The organism is Microbacterium sediminicola (assembly GCF_039531125.1).
GTDB lineage: Bacteria > Actinomycetota > Actinomycetes > Actinomycetales > Microbacteriaceae > Microbacterium > Microbacterium sediminicola.
On record NZ_BAAAPL010000001.1, the window covers coordinates 957782 to 975193 of the forward strand.

At 67.8% G+C, this 17412-nt stretch carries 18 protein-coding genes and 1 tRNA gene; 8 read left to right on the forward strand and 11 right to left on the reverse strand.

Annotated features, from left to right (window positions below; genetic code table 11):
• Window positions 1-40 precede the first annotated feature (40 nt).
• Entirely contained in the window at window positions 41-1057 is a 1017-nt protein-coding gene (locus tag ABD206_RS04440; protein ID WP_344069815.1) for a tRNA (adenine-N1)-methyltransferase, read from the reverse strand.
• Window positions 1054-1734 (reverse strand): HAD family hydrolase, encoded by a 681-nt coding sequence (locus ABD206_RS04445; protein ID WP_344069817.1) that lies wholly within the window; start codon window positions 1732-1734, stop codon window positions 1054-1056. Before ABD206_RS04445 ends, ABD206_RS04440 begins: the two co-directional genes overlap by 4 nt.
• A gap of 94 nt (window positions 1735-1828) precedes the next feature.
• Between ABD206_RS04445 and ABD206_RS04450 the strand changes: the two genes are divergently transcribed.
• Entirely contained in the window at window positions 1829-2689 is an 861-nt protein-coding gene (locus ABD206_RS04450) for a PAC2 family protein (RefSeq protein ID WP_344069819.1), read from the forward strand.
• Window positions 2690-2711: 22 nt separating this feature from the next.
• On the opposite strand, the gene ABD206_RS04455 is transcribed toward ABD206_RS04450, so the two are convergent.
• A complete protein-coding gene (locus ABD206_RS04455; protein ID WP_344069821.1) occupies window positions 2712-3536 on the reverse strand; it encodes an undecaprenyl-diphosphate phosphatase in 825 nt (274 codons plus the stop codon).
• 14 nt (window positions 3537-3550) lie between these two features.
• Complete coding sequence (locus ABD206_RS04460; RefSeq protein ID WP_344069823.1) at window positions 3551-4852, reverse strand: M20/M25/M40 family metallo-hydrolase; 1302 nt, start codon at window positions 4850-4852, stop codon at window positions 3551-3553.
• A 117-nt stretch (window positions 4853-4969) separates the two neighbouring features.
• On the opposite strand from ABD206_RS04460, the gene ABD206_RS04465 reads away from it, so the two are divergent.
• A tRNA-Leu gene (locus ABD206_RS04465) sits at window positions 4970-5055 on the forward strand.
• 202 nt (window positions 5056-5257) lie between these two features.
• On the opposite strand, the gene ABD206_RS04470 is transcribed toward ABD206_RS04465, so the two are convergent.
• Window positions 5258-6340 (reverse strand): VIT1/CCC1 transporter family protein, encoded by a 1083-nt coding sequence (locus ABD206_RS04470; RefSeq protein ID WP_344069825.1) that lies wholly within the window; start codon window positions 6338-6340, stop codon window positions 5258-5260.
• 135 nt (window positions 6341-6475) lie between these two features.
• Window positions 6476-8311: a DEAD/DEAH box helicase gene (locus ABD206_RS04475; protein WP_344069827.1), complete on the reverse strand. Its 1836-nt coding sequence runs from the start codon at window positions 8309-8311 to the stop codon at window positions 6476-6478.
• Between the two features lie 71 nt (window positions 8312-8382).
• On the opposite strand from ABD206_RS04475, the gene ABD206_RS04480 reads away from it, so the two are divergent.
• Window positions 8383-9219 (forward strand): SGNH/GDSL hydrolase family protein, encoded by an 837-nt coding sequence (locus ABD206_RS04480; protein ID WP_344069829.1) that lies wholly within the window; start codon window positions 8383-8385, stop codon window positions 9217-9219.
• Here ABD206_RS04480 and ABD206_RS04485 read toward each other — a convergent pair whose 3' ends face one another.
• Entirely contained in the window at window positions 9220-10026 is an 807-nt protein-coding gene (locus tag ABD206_RS04485) for a TrmH family RNA methyltransferase (protein ID WP_344069831.1), read from the reverse strand.
• Window positions 10027-10145: 119 nt separating this feature from the next.
• Between ABD206_RS04485 and ABD206_RS04490 the strand changes: the two genes are divergently transcribed.
• The 3 genes from ABD206_RS04490 to ABD206_RS04500 all read left to right on the forward strand — a co-directional run bounded on the left by ABD206_RS04490 (window position 10146) and on the right by ABD206_RS04500 (window position 12191).
• Window positions 10146-11030, forward strand: coding sequence for a Sir2 family NAD-dependent protein deacetylase (locus ABD206_RS04490; protein ID WP_344069833.1), 885 nt, complete (start codon window positions 10146-10148; stop codon window positions 11028-11030).
• Window positions 11027-11620 (forward strand): histidine phosphatase family protein, encoded by a 594-nt coding sequence (locus ABD206_RS04495; RefSeq protein WP_344069835.1) that lies wholly within the window; start codon window positions 11027-11029, stop codon window positions 11618-11620. Before ABD206_RS04490 ends, ABD206_RS04495 begins: the two co-directional genes overlap by 4 nt.
• A gap of 97 nt (window positions 11621-11717) precedes the next feature.
• Complete coding sequence (locus tag ABD206_RS04500; protein ID WP_344069837.1) at window positions 11718-12191, forward strand: Lrp/AsnC family transcriptional regulator; 474 nt, start codon at window positions 11718-11720, stop codon at window positions 12189-12191.
• On the opposite strand, the gene ABD206_RS04505 is transcribed toward ABD206_RS04500, so the two are convergent.
• From ABD206_RS04505 to glgA, 4 genes are all read right to left on the reverse strand, one after another.
• Entirely contained in the window at window positions 12188-13069 is an 882-nt protein-coding gene (locus ABD206_RS04505) for an alpha/beta fold hydrolase (RefSeq protein WP_344069839.1), read from the reverse strand. The genes ABD206_RS04500 and ABD206_RS04505 overlap by 4 nt on opposite strands.
• A gap of 10 nt (window positions 13070-13079) precedes the next feature.
• Window positions 13080-13337: a type B 50S ribosomal protein L31 gene (locus ABD206_RS04510; RefSeq protein WP_344069840.1), complete on the reverse strand. Its 258-nt coding sequence runs from the start codon at window positions 13335-13337 to the stop codon at window positions 13080-13082.
• 82 nt (window positions 13338-13419) lie between these two features.
• Window positions 13420-14208, reverse strand: coding sequence for an ABC transporter ATP-binding protein (locus tag ABD206_RS04515; RefSeq protein WP_344069842.1), 789 nt, complete (start codon window positions 14206-14208; stop codon window positions 13420-13422).
• Window positions 14209-14218: 10 nt separating this feature from the next.
• Window positions 14219-15442, reverse strand: a complete 1224-nt coding sequence (glgA, locus tag ABD206_RS04520; RefSeq protein WP_344069844.1) for a glycogen synthase — start codon at window positions 15440-15442, stop codon at window positions 14219-14221.
• A gap of 46 nt (window positions 15443-15488) precedes the next feature.
• Between glgA and glgC the strand changes: the two genes are divergently transcribed.
• On the forward strand, window positions 15489-16730 hold the full coding sequence (glgC, locus tag ABD206_RS04525) for a glucose-1-phosphate adenylyltransferase (RefSeq protein ID WP_344069846.1): 1242 nt from the start codon (window positions 15489-15491) through the stop codon (window positions 16728-16730).
• Window positions 16731-16765: 35 nt separating this feature from the next.
• Window positions 16766-17401: a phosphoserine phosphatase SerB gene (serB, locus tag ABD206_RS04530; protein WP_344069848.1), complete on the forward strand. Its 636-nt coding sequence runs from the start codon at window positions 16766-16768 to the stop codon at window positions 17399-17401.
• Window positions 17402-17412: the final 11 nt, after the last annotated feature.

The window sequence follows — 17412 nt, forward strand, 5'->3', positions numbered from 1 at the left end:
CCCCTCGGCCTCCCCGCTCGGGGCGTGGCGCCCGTGTGGGTCAGGCAGGACCATCCGCATCGTCGCCACCGCGACCTTCGGCGGCCAGTCGAGCCCCGTCCGCGGCGCGCTGCGCCTCCCGCACCCGCTTGCGGAGGTTCTTGTCGGAGATCTCGCGGTCGCCGACCGCCCCCGGAGTCCACAGTTCGACATCCTCGTCGCCGTAGCTGCTCTTCGAGGCGCGCCGCTTCTGCTCGGGTGGGATCGCCCCGGGTGCGAGGCGCCGCGCCCAGATGAGGAAACCGGTGTGCGCGACCATGCGGTGATCGGGACGCACCGCGAGACCTTCGACGTGCCAGCCGCGCACCATCGTCTCGTTCGCATCCGGCTCGGTGAACAGGCCCGTCCCGCGGATGTACTCCGCGACGCGGCTCAGCTGCGTCGCGGTGGCCACATAACACAGCACGACGCCGCCCGGAGTGAGCGCGTCCGCAACGACATCGACGCACTCCCAGGGCGCGAGCATGTCCAGGACGACGCGATCGACCGACGCGGGCGCAAGGGCGCTCGGCAGTTCCTCGGCGAGGTCCCCGACTCTCACGTCCCAGTTGGCGGGGCGTTTCCCGAGGAACGTTTCGACATTGGCCTGAGCGACCTCTGCGAAATCCTCGCGGCGCTCAAAAGAGACCAGTCGTCCGTTCTCCCCGATCGCCCGCAGCAGCCACAGCGACAGCGCCCCCGAACCGACGCCGGCTTCGACGACGACGGCTCCCGGGAAGACATCCGCCTCGGCGAGAATCTGCGCGGCATCCTTCGGGTAGACGATCGCCGCCCCCCGCGGCATCGACATGACGAAATCGCGCAGCAGCGGGCGCAGCGCGAGGTATTCATGGCCGGCGCTGTTTGTCACCACGGATCCGTCGGGCCGGCCGATCAGCTCGCCATGGCGCAGCACGCCGTGGTGGGTGTGCAACTCACCGTCGGCACGCAGCGTGATCGTGTGCAGCTTGCCCTTGGGACCGGTGAGCTGGACGCGATCGCCTTCGCGGAAGGGCCCGGTTGGTCGGTCGATGCTCATGTGCGTCTCTTCTCGCTCTGCACACGGTGCAGTTCTGACAGGTCGGATGCCGTGACCCCGGACAGCGTCGGCCACACCGCGTGCGCGCCGGTGCCCTCGAGCGACACGATGGACGTCACACCGATCGCGACGGAGCCGGCAGCCACCGCCGAGCGAAGACCGTTCGGGGAGTCCTCGATGGCCACGGTCTCGGTGGGCTCGACATCCAGCAGCTCGCAGGCGCGCAGGTACGGGTCCGGGTACGGCTTCGGGCGTGTCACGTCGTCACCTGCAACAACGACGTTGAAGGCTTCGAAGTCGATCATCTCCACGACGTGGGTCGCCATCCGTCGCAGCGACATCGTCACCAGGGCGGTCTTGGTGCCGCTGGCCTTGAGATCGGCGAGCAGCTCACGTGCACCCGGTCGAAACGGCACGCCGTCTTCCGCGATGCGGCGCATCACCTCGCTCGTGAGGTGATCGACGATGTCGTGGACCGCCATGCGCACGCCCGCCTCCTGCAGCACTCGTGCCGCGTCATCGAGCCCGAGCCCGACGAGAGCGAGCGACTTCTCGTGGTTCCACACGCCGCCGAAGCTCTCGACGAGCGGGGTCTCTGCCGCCATCCAGTAGGGGTCGGTGTCGACGAGGGTGCCGTCCATATCCCAGAGAACGGCGGCCAGCGATGGTGCACTCACTGCACCAGCCTAACGACGCACCGGCTGCGCGACCGGCCCCGAATGTCACGGGCACGCCTATCCTGGGAGGACTCACCCCCGATGAGGAGGTCATGTGGAGGCTCTGGGACGACGCGTTCTGGTCGCAGCATTCGACGGATGGAACGACGCGGGCGAGGCAGCGACCTCGGCGCTCGGCCACGTGCGCGAATCGAGGAGCTACGAGCCGGTCTACTCGGTGGACCCGGAACTCTACTTCGACTACCAGTACACGAGGCCCCAGCTGAAAACGACCGCCGACGGGCGCCGCGAGCTGGAGTGGCCCGAGGCGACGATCCTTCGTCCCGCCAGGCCCACTCGCGGCACCCAGCTTTGGCTGCTGACCGGCGTCGAGCCCGCGCGCGCGTGGCAGGCTTTCGCCGCCGAGCTCGTGGATGTCGCGCTTCGCGAAGACATCACAGGGCTCGTCGTCATGGGCTCGATGATGTCCGATGTCCCTCACACTCGCCCCATCTCGGTGTTCGCCGGAAGCGACAACGACAGGGTCCGGGCGGGGCTGGAACTGGAGCGCAGCACCTACGAGGGGCCTGTCGGCATCCTGAGCGTCCTGTCCCATGTGGCGGATGCCGCGGGTATCCCCTCCGCCCAGATGTGGGCGAGCGTCCCGCACTATGTCGCCGGCCACACCCCCTCGCCGAAGGCGAGCCTCGCGTTGCTGGACCGGCTGGAGGACCTCACCGGAGCGAAGGTCGATCGCGGTGACCTCGCGACCCAGGCGCAGGTGTGGGAAGCATCCATCGACGCGGCCGCCGCCGACGACGAGGAGATGACGGACTATATCCGCCAGCTCGAGAAGACCCGAGACACGTGGGACTCCCCCGAGGCCTCGGGCGATGCGATCGCGCAGGAGTTCGAGAAGTACCTGCGACGCGGCGGTGACGGCAAGCCCGGCCGCGACGACCCGCGTCGGTCCTGATCAGGGTCACCGCTGGGAGGCGTCAATACGGCTGGATGACACCCATGCTCAGCAGCACGAGGACGGTTGAGCCCAGCGCCACGCGGTAGATCACGAAGGGCAGGAAGCTGCGCTTGGAGATCCAGTTCATGAAGAACGCGATCACGCCCAGCGCCACCAGGAATGCGACGATCGTGGCCGCGCCGGTCTCGAGGGGAGTGAACGGCCCCTGCTCGTCGAAGCTCTTGAAGAGTTGATAGAAGCCACTGCCGAAGACCGCCGGAATTGCGAGCAGGAATGCGTAGCGGGCAGCCGCGGCACGCTCGTATCCCATGAAGAGCCCGGCAGTGATCGTGCCGCCCGAGCGCGATACTCCGGGGATCAACGCCAGTGCTTGCGCGAAACCGTAGATCACGCCGTTGCCGACGGTCATGTCCTTGAGTTTGCGGCGTTTGGCGCCCACCATGTCGGCGATACCCAGGAGCACTCCGAAGAAGATGAGCATCCCGGCCACCAGCCACAGTGACCGCAAGGTCGTCTCGATCTCATCCTGGAAGAGGAGGCCCAGGACGACGATGGGAATGGAGCCGATGATGATGAGCCATCCCAGACGTGCGTCGGGGTCGTTGGCGGGGATCCGGCGGAACAGGGCCTGGAACCATCGCGTGACGATGCGCACGATGTCGCGCCAGAAGAAGACGACCACAGCCGCCTCGGTGCCGATCTGGGTGATGGCGGTGAATGCCGCGCCCGGGTCACCCGCGCTGGGCAGAAACTCGCCCAGGATGCGCAGGTGGGCGCTCGAAGAGACGGGGAGGAACTCGGTGAGCCCCTGGACCAGCCCGAGAATCAGTGCTTCCAGCAGCAAGGCGAACCTTTCGATCAGTAGGTGCGCAGCAGGTCACCGAGGACCCGCTGCCCGAAGTCGAGGGCATCCAGGGGGACACGCTCGTCCACACCGTGGAACATCGCAGTGAAATCCAGGTCGCCGGTGAGCTTGAGCGGCGCGAAGCCGTACCCGCTGATACCGAGCGCGGCCAGGGACTTGTTGTCGGTCCCGCCGCTCATCAGATAGGGCAGCACCGGAACGCCCGGATCGTGGCGACCGAGCGCGTCGACCATCGCGGTGACGAGGTCCCCCTCGAAGGGGACCTCGAGCCCGATGTCGCGGTGGACGATCTGGATTTCGATGTCCTCCCCCACGAGCTCTTGGATCTGTTCGAGCGCCCGCTCCTCGCCGCCGGGAAGCGTGCGCACATCGATCAGCGCCTCGGCGGCGTCGGGGATGACGTTGTGTTTGTAGCCCGCACCGAAGCCGGTGGGGTTGGCCGTCGTTCGGATCGTCGACCGCAGGAAGCGTGAGGCGGGACCGGCGGCCGCCGTCACCGCATCCGGATCGGTGTCGGAGGTTCCGCAGAGTTCCGCGATGCGCTGTGTGAGCGCGGTGGTCGTCGCCGTCATCTCGACGGGCCAGGTGGTGCGGCCGAGCGTCGCCACCGCCTCAGCCAGGCGCGTCACCGCATTGTCGCGGTGGAACGCACTCCCGTGAGCGGCGACCCCGCGCGCCACCAGGCGAATCCACACGAGTGCCTTCTCGCCGACCTGGAGCAGGTAGGCGCGGCGACCCGCGAGGTCGATCGAGTAGCCGCCGACCTCGCTGATGGCCTCGGTTGCGCCCTCGAACCACTCCGGATGATCCCGCACGACGAGGGCGGAGCCTTCGACTCCCCCGTTCTCCTCGTCGGCGAAGAAGGTGAGGATGAGGTCGCGCTCAGGCTGATCACCGCCGCGCAGAATGTCCGCCACGGCCGCGAGGATCATGGCATCCATGTCTTTCATGTCCACGGCGCCCCGCCCCCAGAGCATGCCGTCGCGCACCTCACCGGCGAAGGGATCGACGCTCCAGTCCGCAGCGACGGCAGGGACGACATCGAGGTGGCCGTGCACCACCAGCGCCGGCTTGTCGCGATTCTTCCCCGGTACCCGGGCGCAGACGTTGGTGCGCCGCTCGATGGGCTCGTAGAACTGCGGGCGCAGACCGAGGTCGCTCAGATACGCCCCGACGTACTCTGCCGCCTCGCGCTCGCCGCGAGCCTTGCCGCCACCCCAATTGGTCGTGTCGAACCGGATGAGATCGCGCGCGAGCGATGCCACCTCGGAGAGTTCGCGGTTCGGGTCGAGCACGCCGACCAACCTACTCGCATCCGATGGCGTGGATGTTTCCAGCGCCTCCGGACCGATTATCCAGAGGCCCCCGGACGTGATAGTGTCGATCCTCGGTTGCGAAACCGAAACCACTTTGCGCGGGTGGCGGAATAGGTAGACGCGCTAGCTTGAGGTGCTAGTGCCCGTATTAGGGCGTGGGGGTTCAAGTCCCCCCTCGCGCACAGAACGAAACTGGGTCCCGAAAGGGGCCCTTTTTCGTTTTGTCCGTGGCGTTGTCACCGCGACGCCTCCACGTGCGGGTAGGAGATATCGGGAGAGTAGGACCACGTACGGCGTGTCCGTCCTACCTCGGCGATTTCTCCTACTTCGGCGACGTGCACGGCCAACGCTGCGGCGGGTGCTGCGGCGGGTGCCGCCCCGGGGTCAGCCGAGGGAGATGCCGAAGGCGAGCCCAAGACCGTAGGTGACGGCGGCGGCACCGAAGCCGATCGCGAGCTGACGCAGCGCCCGCCGCAGCGGCGGCCCCCCCGAGAGCAGCCCCACCATGGCTCCGGTGCTCATCAGTGCGATACCGACGAGAACGAGCGCCGTGACGATGGCGGCAACGCCCGACAGGCCGAGAATCCACGGCAGCACCGGAATGATCGCACCAGAGGCGAAGAACAGGAAGCTCGACCCGGCCGCCCCCCAGGCCCCGCCGACGACCTCATGATCACCGATGGCCTCGGGTGCGCGGCGATACGGCACCGAGCGATCCGCGGCCTGCGCCGTGGCGATGATCGCCCGCGCGCGCTCGAGAGCCTCGGCATGCGGAATCCCTCGCGTGCGATAGACGAGCGCCAGCTCGTTCGCGTCCAGGTCGAGATCGCCAAGCACCTCGTCCGCGTAGTTGTTGGGCTGCGTGGCATCCAGGAGCTCTCGTTGGGAACGCACCGAGACGAACTCCCCCGCCCCCATCGACAACGCGCCCGCCAGCAGGCCGGCAAGCCCACTGAAGAGCACGAACTGCGGTGCGACACCGGTCGCGCCGATGCCCATGACCAGCGCCAGGTTGGAGACGAGCCCGTCGTTCGCGCCGAAGACGGCGGCGCGGAACGTCCCCGACAATCGTCGTCGACCTCGCGCGGCGAGTCCGCGCACCACCTCGTGGTGCACCTTCTCGTCGGCGACCATCTGCGGGGTCGCCGACGGGTCCGAGTCGTACGGTGAGCGGCCCTCCGCATTTTGGGCGAGTGCGAGCACGAAGATCGAGCCGAAGTGACGGGCCATCCATGCCAGAAGTCGTGTGGAGGCCTTCGGGTGTGGCAGCTTCTCTGGCTCTCCGCCCAGCAGGGCGAGCCAGTGCGCTTCGTGGCGGCGCTCGGCTTCGGCCAAGGCCAGCAGGATCTCCCGCTCCTCGCCCGCGCGGCGAGCCGCGAGTTCACGGTAGACCTGCGCTTCCGCACGCTCGTCGACGAGGTACTGCGCCCACGCGCGGCGGTCGCGCGCGCTCGGCTGCGTGGTCATTGGCTCTCCCTCGTCGTGTGCGCCAACACCCTTGTCAACGACTCGTCCTCGTCGTCGGCAACGCTAGGCGATTCGGCGTTCCGAAAGCCGCCGGAAGACCGCATTTGCCAGCTTTTCGGGTCTCCGAACCCCGCCCTAAGCCCGGACGCGCGCGCGCAGCAGCTCGATGCGTGCCTGCAACTGGGCCACCGTGGCGTGCGAGACCGCGGGGCCTCCGCAAAGTCGCCGCAGCTCCGCATGCACGAGACCGTGCGCTTCGCCGGACTGACGCGCATACAAGCCGACAAGGCTGTTCAGCAGCTGACGCTGCTCCTTCAACGTACGGTGCAGCGGAGCGGGGGGCGCATTGGCCGCCGCGACATCTGTGGATTGCCCGTCCCGGGCCTCGCGCGCCTCACGATGTCGTCCCTGGCGCGCCTGACGCTGCATCAGGAGCTCATGGACGTGCTCAGGCTCGAGCAGTCCCGGAAGGCCGAGGAACTCTTCTTCTTCGGGAGTGCCGGGCGTAGCGAGCTGACCGAACTCTTTGCCGTCGTACAGGACGCGGTCGAAGTGGGCGACAGCCCCGAGCGCCGCGTACTCGAACTCGTCGGTGAGCTCGTCCGATCCCGACTCCTCGCGGTTCGCGGCGGTCAGGAGATCTTCCTCGGCGTTCCAGTCGTCGTCCTCGCTGCTGCGGTCCAGCGCGTGGTCGCGCTGGCGCTCGAGTTCTCCGGCGAGACCCATGAGCTGCGGAACATGCGGCAGGAAGATGCTCGCGGTCTCTCCCCGCCGACGCGCACGCACGAAGCGCCCGATCGCCTGCGCGAAGAACAGCGGGGTCGAGGCGGACGTCGCGTAGACACCCACCGACAGTCGCGGCACATCGACCCCCTCGGAGACCATGCGCACGGCGACCATCCAGCGTCTCGTGGATGCCGAGAATTCCTCGATACGCGCGGATGCCGCGGCCTCATCCGAGAGGACGACAGTGGGTTCTTCCCCCGTGACGGCCTGGAGGATCTCGGCATAGGCGCGCGCCGCTGTCTGATCCGTCGCGATGACAAGTCCACCGGCGTCGGGGATATGCTCACGCACCTCGCTCAGGCGCCGATCGGCCGAGCGCAGCACCGCCGGAATCCACTCACCCGAGGGGTCGAGGGCCGTGCGCCACGCCTGTGCCGTGATGTCCTTGGTGTTGTCCTGCCCGAGCTGAGCCTCCATCTCGTCACCGGCGCGCGTGCGCCAGCGCATCTGTCCGGCGTAGACCAGGAACATGACCGGGCGCACGACGCCGTCTTCGAGGGCGCGGCGATATCCGTAGTCGTAGTCGGTGCGTGAGATCCGGATGCCTTCGACCGTCGGGTGGTACTCGACGAACGGGATCGGGGCGATGTCGCTGCGGAACGGGGTCCCCGACAGCAGCAGACGCCGCGTCGCGCGGCCGTACGCCTCACGCAGTGCGTCTCCCCAGCTCAGCGCGTCGCCGCCGTGGTGCACCTCATCGAGGATGACGAGGGTGCGCGCTGTCTCGGTCACGTCCTTGTGGACGGATGCCTTCGTGGCGACCTGCGCGTAGGTCACGGCGACGCCCTGGTAGTGCCGAGCCGGACGCCCGTGACGGTTCGAGAAGTGCGGGTCCAGTCGCAGCGAGACGCGTGCCGCGGCATCCGCCCACTGGGTCTTCAGGTGCTCGGTGGGCGCGACCACCACGATCCGGTCCACCACGTCGCGCCGCAGCAGCTCGGTGGCCAGCCGGAGCGCGAAGGTCGTCTTCCCGGCACCGGGCGTCGCCGCGGCGAGGAAGTCGCGGGGTCCTGATCCCGGACCATCGGGCCCATCGGCCTCGAAGTACTGGTCGAGAGCCTCGGCCTGCCACGCCCGCAGCCGCTGCGCCGTACCCCAGGGGGCACGCTGCGGGTAGGAGGGCGAGAGGTGCTCGGCGGCGAAACTGCCCCGATGCGGCTCCGCCGTCCCTGCCGATTCCTGCACGTCACCCCGCCTCGTCGTTCCGCGCCCGTCACCGACCGCCCGACTACGATAGACGACGAGAAGGAGTGCCAATGTCAACGCGCGATAGCCACCGCAGTCCTTTCATCGAGAACACGCAGCCCCACCCATGGCGCCGCTTCGTCGCGCTGGGCGATTCCTTCACCGAGGGCATCGGCGACCCCGATCCGGCGAACCCGGGCTATCACCGCGGGTGGGCAGATCGCGTCGCAGAGGTGCTCGGTGAGAGCGCGCCCGACTTCGCGTACGCGAACCTCGCGGTGCGCGGAAAGCTCATCGACCAGATCATCGCCGACCAGATCGAACCCGCGCTCGCGCTCCAACCCGACCTCATCACCTTCTGCGCCGGTGGCAATGATGTGATCCGCCCGGGCACCGATCCCGACGAGATCGCGCTGGCGTTCGAGGACGCCGTCGTGCGCTTGAGCAGCACGGGTGCCACTGTCGTGGTCTTCACCGGGATCGACACGAGTTTCGCGCCGGTCCTGCGCACCTTCCGAGGCAAGGTGGCCATCTACAACGAGAACATCCGCGCGATCGCCGACCGTTACGACTGCATCGTCGCCGATCAGTGGGCCCTCAAGGAGATCCAGGACTCCCGCTTCTTCGACGACGACCGCCTGCATCTGAACGCGCTCGGACACCATGAGGTCGCGCGCATGGTGCTGCGCTCACTCAATGTGCCGAACACCCTCGTTCCGATGCAGCCCGCGCCGTATCCTGCGCGAACGTGGCGGAAAGCTCGGACCGGCGACCTGGTGTGGGCGCGCGAACACCTCGTCCCTTGGGTGCTGCGACGCTTGCGTCACCAGTCCTCCGGCGACAACGTGACCGCGAAGCGACCGGCGCCGACCCCCATCCGCGACCAGACCACCTCTGCCGGCGGCTGATCACCCGGCAGCGGAGCGGAGCGCCCAGAGCGCGACGGCGCTCGCCGCAGCGACATTGAGCGAGTCGACACCGCCGTCCATAGGGATGGTCACGACGGTGTCCGCGGCACTCAGCGCCGCCGCCGACAGGCCGTCGCCCTCAGCGCCGAGGACCAGTGCCACCTTGGATGCCGGCGCGAACCTCTCCAGGGGCACCGCTTCCTCGCTCAGCGCGAGGGCGGCAATCTGGTATCCGTACGCGTGCAGCAACTCTCGCGCTTGTGACCACTCCGGCAGCCGGGTCCACGGCACCTGGAACACGGTTCCCATGCTGACCCTGACACTGCGGCGGTACAGCGGATCTGCGCAGCGCGGTGTGATCAGCACCGCATCGGCACCCAGCCCCGCGCATGCGCGGAAGATCGCCCCGACGTTGGTGTGGTCGACGATGTCTTCGAGGATGACGACGCGCGAAGCCGCTGCGAGTACGGCGGCGGGGTCGACCATTTCGGGTCGCTGCATGGCAGCCAGCGCGCCCCTGTGCACGGCATAGCCGGTGAGCGTCTCGGCGAGCTCGGCACTGACCAGGTAGACGATCGCATCGGGATGGTCGACCAGCAGTGCGGCGACATCCGCCCGCCACTTGTCCTGGATCAGCACCGACCGCGGCTCGTGACCGGCGCGGAGCGCCCGGGAGATGACCTTGGCCGACTCAGCGATGTAGAGGCCCCGCTCGGGCTCGGCCCGACGACGCAGCGCGACATCTGTGAGGTCTCGGTAGTCCGCGAGTCGAGGGTCGGCGGGGTCCGTGATCTCGACCAGGTTCATGTCTCGATCCTCGCACTCCCGGCGGGCGCCCCGCTGTCCGTAACATCCCCGAAAACGCGCCCGCCTACAATCGGGAACACGGCCGCCGCGCGGCACGCTCGTCCGAAAGGGGCGTACGGATGTCTCTCGTTGACTCGACCAACGTGTCTTCCGACGAGGCCCTGGCGCGCGCTATTTCGGTTCTCGAAGGTCGTCAGATGGCCATCCTCACCGGCGCCGGTGTCTCGACCGATTCCGGCATACCCGACTACCGAGGACAGGGGGCGCCGACGCGCAAGCCGATGACGGTCGAGCAGTTCCTCGGGTCCGACCTCGCGCGCCGACGCTACTGGATCGGCAGCCACCTCGGATGGAAGACCTTCGCCGGAGCGCAGCCCAACGCCGGCCACACCGCTCTGGCGACGTGGGAAGCGCACGGCCTGGCTTCGGGTGTGATCACCCAGAATGTCGACGGGCTCCACGTGCGTGCCGGCAGTCGCCGCGTCGTCGAGCTGCACGGCACGATGCGGCGGGTGTCGTGCCTTCACTGCGGACAGGTGTTCGATCGCCGCGATCTGGCCGAGCGAGTCGAGCGCGAGAATCCCTGGCTGGCTGTGCCCGCGGAGATCCCGCTCGGCCCCGACGGTGATGTCGCGCCGGAGAGCAGCGACGGTTTCGTGGTTCCCACCTGCACCGTGTGCCAGGGAACGCTCAAGCCGGATGTCGTGTTCTTCGGGGAGTACATCCCCGCCGAGAAGTTCCGCGAGGCTGAGCAGCTGGTCATGAGTAGCGAGGCGCTCGTGATCGCCGGATCCTCCCTCGTCGTCAACTCTGGGATTCGTCTGCTGGAGCGCGCGCGACGCCGCAAGCTGCCGGTCGTCATCATCAACCGCGGTGCGACGCGCGCGGACGGCCGTGCCACCGTCAAGATCGACGGCGGTGCATCTGAGGCGCTCGTCGCCATCGCCGATGCGCTTGTGCCCCGCACCGACTCCCGGGAATTGGCAAGTAGTCTCGAGAGGTGACTCTTCTGACCCTCATCCGGCACGGACAGACCGACTGGAACAGGGATCGCAGGATCCAGGGCACCACTGACATCGCGCTCAATGAGGTCGGGCGACTGCAGGCCCGCGATGCCGCCGAGCGTCTCTCAGCCGAACTCGGAGACCTCAGCGGCGCCCACATCGTATGCAGCGATCTCTCGCGCGCGCGTGAGACCGCACAGATCCTCTCCGCGGTGTGGGGCGCAGAAGCACCCATGGTCCACTCCGGGATCCGCGAGCGCTCATACGGCCAGGCCGAGGGACTCTCGATCGATGAGTTCACCGCCCGCTGGAGCCACGACGACGAGGCCGTTCCCGGGGCCGAGTCCCGCGCCGAGCTGCGGGCACGAGCGTTCGCTGCGTTCGACCAGATCATCGCGCAGGCACCGGACCGGGGGCGGATCTTCGCCGTCTCGCACGGCGCGCTGATTCGCGCCGTGCTCGAGCACGCCAGCGAAGGGACGGTGCCCGCACCGGGCGAGCGGCTGGAGAATGGGTCCGCCCACACCCTGGAAGCACAGTTGGATGGCTGGCGCGTCGTGGACTACGCGGCATCGGGTCTGCCCCGCTGAGCGTCTCCGTCCAGATGTGGCAACTCGCACAGGATGCTCACGTCTTATTGCGCAATGTGGAAGGGCGCCGGCGTCGAATCTGCTAGCGTCGCGCATGATGACAGCTCTCGACCCCCAAGATCTCGACCTCATCTCCGCTCTGGCACGCGACGGTCGCGCGACCGTGGTGTCGCTCTCCGAGGAGCTCGGTCTCTCGCGCAATACGGTGCAGACGCGCATGGCGAAGCTTGAGCGTGCCGGCGCGCTGCCTGCGTACGAGCGGGCGCTGTCGCCCCGTACACTGGGGTTCCCGATCGAGGCGTACCTCGCAGTGACCGTGCACCAACAGCAGCTTCCGGGCATCACCGAGAGTCTTCTCACCATCCCTGAGATCGTGCAGGTGCACGGCCTCAGCGGACCCGTCGACCTGTTGGTCCGTGTCGCCTGCCGGGATGCCGCACACCTGTTCGAAGTCGACGCACGCATCCTCTCGGTGGAGGGCGTCGAGCGCACCGAGACCTCGATCGTGATGGGTGAGGTGATCGGATACCGCACCCGTCCCCTCATGGAACTGGCACGATCGGATCGCTAGCGGTCAAGAAACTCCCTGATCGCCGCCGCCGCGGGCTCCGGGGTCTCGTAGTGGATGAGATGCCCGACATCCGGAATCTCCACCAGCCGCGCGTCGGGCAACAGTGCCGCGAGCTCGCGCTCTCGCTCGATCGGAGTGATGTCATCACGGTCGGCGGCGATCAACAGCGTCGGCTGTGAGATCTGCGGGGCGAACTCGCGCACATCGTGCGAGACGGATGCCACAAAGGCATCGTGCAGCACGTCCCGATCGGCGAACCGCGAGAAGTACGTGTCGTGCTGGTCGTGGATGAATGCGCGCAGCTCTCGGTCCCGAGTCTTCGCCATCGACACGCTCATGACCCTCACGATGAGACCGTTGCGCAGCAGCGCCGTGCCGACACGCTGCGGCAGCCGAGCCCCCGCCCAGTAGTAGAACACCGCGAGGCGGGTCAGGATGCCGCGCGGGCCCTCCAGCGCCGGCGCGCCGATCGGGTTGACCAGGATCACGCGCGGCGTCGACAGCCCCTCCGCCACGGCCGCCGCGACAACAATCGATCCGAACGAGTGCCCCAGGATGATCGCTCCCGGCGCCACAGCGGCCACGAACTCCCTCAGCCAGCGCGCGTAGGTCTCCAGGTCGTGTCTGCGCCCGGGAACGGGCGGGGTTTCACCGAACCCCGGAAGGTCGGGGGAAATCACCCGATAGTCAGGGAGATACGCCAGCACCGGCTCGAGGCCATGATGCTCGCCGCGGAAACCATGGACGGCAACGATCGTCGTCGTCGCCGTCGGTTCACCGTATTCCCAATAGGCGGTGACGCCGCCGCCCACGGCGACCTCTCGCCGGGCGGTGCGAATCGTCGAGAGGCGCTCAGCGTAGGGGTGCGGGGCGCTCACTCGAGGAAGATTACTTGCTCGAGCCGCCGAAGCCCTTGAATCGCTTGTTGAACTTCTCGACACGGCCGGCCGAGTCCATGATGCGCTGCTTGCCCGTGTAGAAGGGGTGCGATGCCGACGAGATCTCGACGTCGATGACGGGGTACTCGACGCCGTCGAGCTCGATCGTCTTGTCGCTGGAGACCGTCGAACGGGTCAGGAAGGTCTCACCGGAACCGAGGTCGCGGAAAACAACGGCGCGGTACTCGGGGTGGATGTCAGTCTTCATGGGGATTCCTCGCGAAGGGTGAAAAGTCGTGGGCGCGTTGGCACCAAGGGTCAATCTTATCAGGTGGGAGCAGAAACGCCGATCAGGCGGTCCGCGCGCGTGCCGCGTAACGACCGTCGGACTCGGACAGCGAGATCGGCATGCCGAAAGCGGTCGAGAGCGACCCTTCCGTCAACGCCGTGGAAAGCGGTCCCGCGGCGACAACGGCCCCGTCCCGCAGCAGCAGCACATGGGTGAAACCGATCGGGATCTCCTCCACGTGGTGGGTCACCATGATCATCGCCGGCGTGGTCGGCTCCTGGGCGTAGCTGCCGAGCAGGCCCAGAAGCTCTTCGCGGGAGCCGAGATCCAGGCTTGCGGTCGGCTCGTCCAGCAGCAGGAGTTCGGGGTCTGTCATCACCGAGCGCGCGATCTGCACGCGCTTCTGCTCGCCGTCCGAGAGCGTCCCGAAGGTGCGCGAGGCCAGACCGTCGAGCTTCCACTCGGTGAGCACACGCATGGCCCGGCGGACATCGATCTGGTCGTACTCTTCGCGCCACCGTCCCATGACGGCGTAGGCGGCCGTCATGACGACATCCAGCACCGTCTCCTCGGGCGGAATGCGACGTGCCATCGAGGTGGAGGCGAAGCCGACGCGCGGACGTAGCTCGAAGACATCCGTACGTCCCAGCCGCTCCCCCAGCACCGTGACCCGACCCGACGTCGGGTGAAGCAGCGAGGCGGCAAGCTCCAGCATCGTGGTCTTGCCCGCGCCGTTCGGCCCGAGCACCACCCAGCGCTCGTCCTCCGCGACGGTCCAGTCGACGTGATCGACGATGTCCCGAGCGCTTCGGCGGACAACGACATCGGAGAACTCGAGCACGTGACCCATGTGCTCCAGCCTATCGGGACGCGCCGCCGAGCTCGGCGTACAACGCGGCGGTCTGCTCGGCGATCCGCGCCCAGCTGAATTCCGTTGCCGCCCGTTCCCGGCCGGCGTCGCCGTACGCCCGCGCGCGGCCCGGATCCCGGACGACCTCGTTGAGGGTCGCAGCCAGATCCGAGACGAATCGGTCGGGGTCCAACGGCGTGCCGGTGCCGTCCTGAACCTGCTCGATCGGCACCAGTCGGCCGGTGGTACCGTCGACGACCACCTCGGGGATGCCGCCCGTCGCCGTACCGACGACAGCGGCGCCGCACGCCATCGCCTCGAGGTTCACGATTCCCAGCGGCTCGTAGATCGAGGGGCACACGAACGTCGTCGCCGCCGTCAGCGCCACGCGCAGCTCGTGCCGGGAGAGATGGCGGTCGATCCACACGACACCCTCGCGCGTCGCCTGCAGGCCTGCGACGAGCCCGCGCACCTCTTCGAGGATCTGCGGGGTGTCGGGCGCGCCCGCGCAGAGGATCAGCTGCACACCGGGATCCAACAGTTGGGCTGCCCGCAGCAGGTACGGCAGACCCTTCTGGCGTGTGATCCTGCCGACGAACACGACCGCGGGCAGCGCCGGATCGATGCCGAGGTCAGCCAATGTCTCGGGGTTCTCCTCGGGATACCACTGGTCGACGTCGATCCCGTTGTAGATGACCCGCACCTTGCCGGGATCGAGGCTCGGGTAGCTGCGCAGGATGTCCGCCCGCATGCCCTCGCTCACCGCCACGATCGCGGCCGCCGCCTCGTAGGCCGTCTTCTCGATGAAGCTCGAGACGGCATACCCGCCGCCGAGTTGCTCCGCCTTCCACGGCCGTAGGGGCTCCAGACTGTGGGCGGTGATCACGTGAGAGACACCGTGGAGCAGGCTCGCAAGATGACCGGCGAAATTGGCGTACCAGGTGTGGGAATGAACGACATCCGCGCCCGCGACATCCCCCACGATCGCCAGATCGACACCGAGCGTCTGGATGGCCGCGTTCGCGTCGACGAGGCCCGCCGGCGTCGAATACGACTCGGTGTCGTGCGCGTCACGGTGCGCCCCGAAAGCGTGCACTTTGACCGTCATCCGAAGACCGTCCGGGGCATCCTGCGGCGCCAGTTCGCGCAACGCCGAGACGATCTCGGCGACGTGTACTCCCGCCCCGCCGTAGATCTCGGGCGGGTACTCCTTGGTGACGATGTCGACGCGCATGATTCGAACGCTAGTACAGGGTGCCGGAGCGTCATAGTGTGGGGGTATGCGCACCCCGCCCAAGGTCTTCGGAATCGTCCTCGCCGGTGGCGAGGGCAAGCGTTTGATGCCGCTCACGGCGGATCGAGCGAAGCCCGCGGTGCCCTTCGGTGGGCAGTACCGCCTGATCGACTTCGCGATCTCGAATCTCATCAACTCGGACCTGCACCAGATCGTGGTGTTGACCCAGTACAAGTCACACAGCCTGGACCGCCACATCACGCGCACGTGGCGCATGTCACCGATGCTCGACTCGTACGTGACCTCGGTGCCGGCGCAGCAGCGCCTCGGCAAACGGTGGTTCACAGGATCCGCCGACGCCATCCTCCAGTCGATGAACCTCATCCTGGATGAGCAGCCCGACATCGTCGTGGTCATCGGCGCCGATCACGTCTACCGCATGGACTTCCGGCAGATGATCGACGCGCATATCGCCTCGGGTGCACGGGCGACCGTCGCGGGCATTCGCCAGCCCATCGGACTGGCCAACCAGTTCGGCGTCATCGACGTCGAGTCGGATGGAGTGCGGATCAAAGACTTCCTCGAAAAGCCCCAGAACCCTGCCGGCCTTCCCGACGCGCCGCACGAAGTGCTCGCCTCGATGGGCAACTACGTGTTCGACGCGGACGCTCTGATCGAAGCGGTCGAGGCCGACGGCGAGCTGCCCACCTCCAATCACGACATGGGCGGCGACATCGTCCCCTACTTCGTGGGTCGCGGTGAGGCCGCCGTCTACGACATGAAGCTCAACGAGGTCCCCGGCGCCACGGCGCGCGACCGCGCCTACTGGCGCGATGTCGGAACGATCGACTCGTTCTTCGACGCGCACATGGACCTGATCTCGACGCTGCCCGTGTTCAACCTGTACAACACCGACTGGCCGATTCACTCGCAGACCGTGAACTCGCCGCCCGCGAAGTTCGTGCGGGATGCCGCAGGGCGCATCGGCCCGGCCATCGACTCGATCGTTTCGCTCGGGTCGGTGCTCTCCGGCACCCATCTCGAGCGCAGCGTCGTCGGTCCCTGGACCCTGGCAGCGGGTGGCTCCATGATTTCGGATGCCGTCCTCTTCGACTATGTGCGGGTGGGACCGGGTGCGCGCATCAGGCGGGCGATCATCGACAAGAACGTCGTCCTCGCCGAGGGCGCGACAGTGGGCATCGACCGGGAGCGCGACCTCGAACGCGGTTTCACTGTCACCGACTCGGGCATCACCGTCGTCGGCAAGAACACCGTCGTCGAGGCGTGATCAGCGCGCTCGTCCTCTGCCGGTAGCGTGGTCGCGTGCCACAACCGCGCTTCCTCGTCGTCCTCGACGCCGACTCGACCCTGCTCCGCAACGAAGTCATTGAGCTGATCGCCGACGAGGCGGGACGCGGCGCCGAAGTGGCTGCGGCGACCGAGGCGGCGATGCGTGGGGAGGTGGACTTCGCCACGAGTCTGCGCACACGCGTGGCCGCACTTGAAGGCGTGCCCCTCGAGGCATTCGAACGGGTGCGTGCGCGCGTGGAGCCGACGCCCGGTGCGGCCGAGTTCCTTGCCGGGGTCCACGCCCGCGGCGGCGTGGCCGGTGTCGTCTCAGGCGGTTTTCACGAGGTGCTCGACCATGTGGCTCCCCCGCTCGGGGTCGACCGGTGGCGCGCCAACCGCCTGCAGGTCGCGGACGGTCGCCTGACCGGCGTCGTGGACGGTCCCATCGTGGATGCCGCGACCAAAGCGGCCACGCTCGAGGAGTGGTCCGCGCAGCTGGGGGTACCCCCCACCCGAACGATCGCCGTCGGGGACGGCGCGAACGACCTGGTGATGATGCGCGCGGCCGGCCTCGGGGTCGCATTCAATGCGAAACCGACGGTTCGCGCGCAGGCGAACATCGTCGTCGGCCCCGTCGATCTCAGACAGCTTCTGCCGCTGCTCCCCTGATGCTCGAGCGC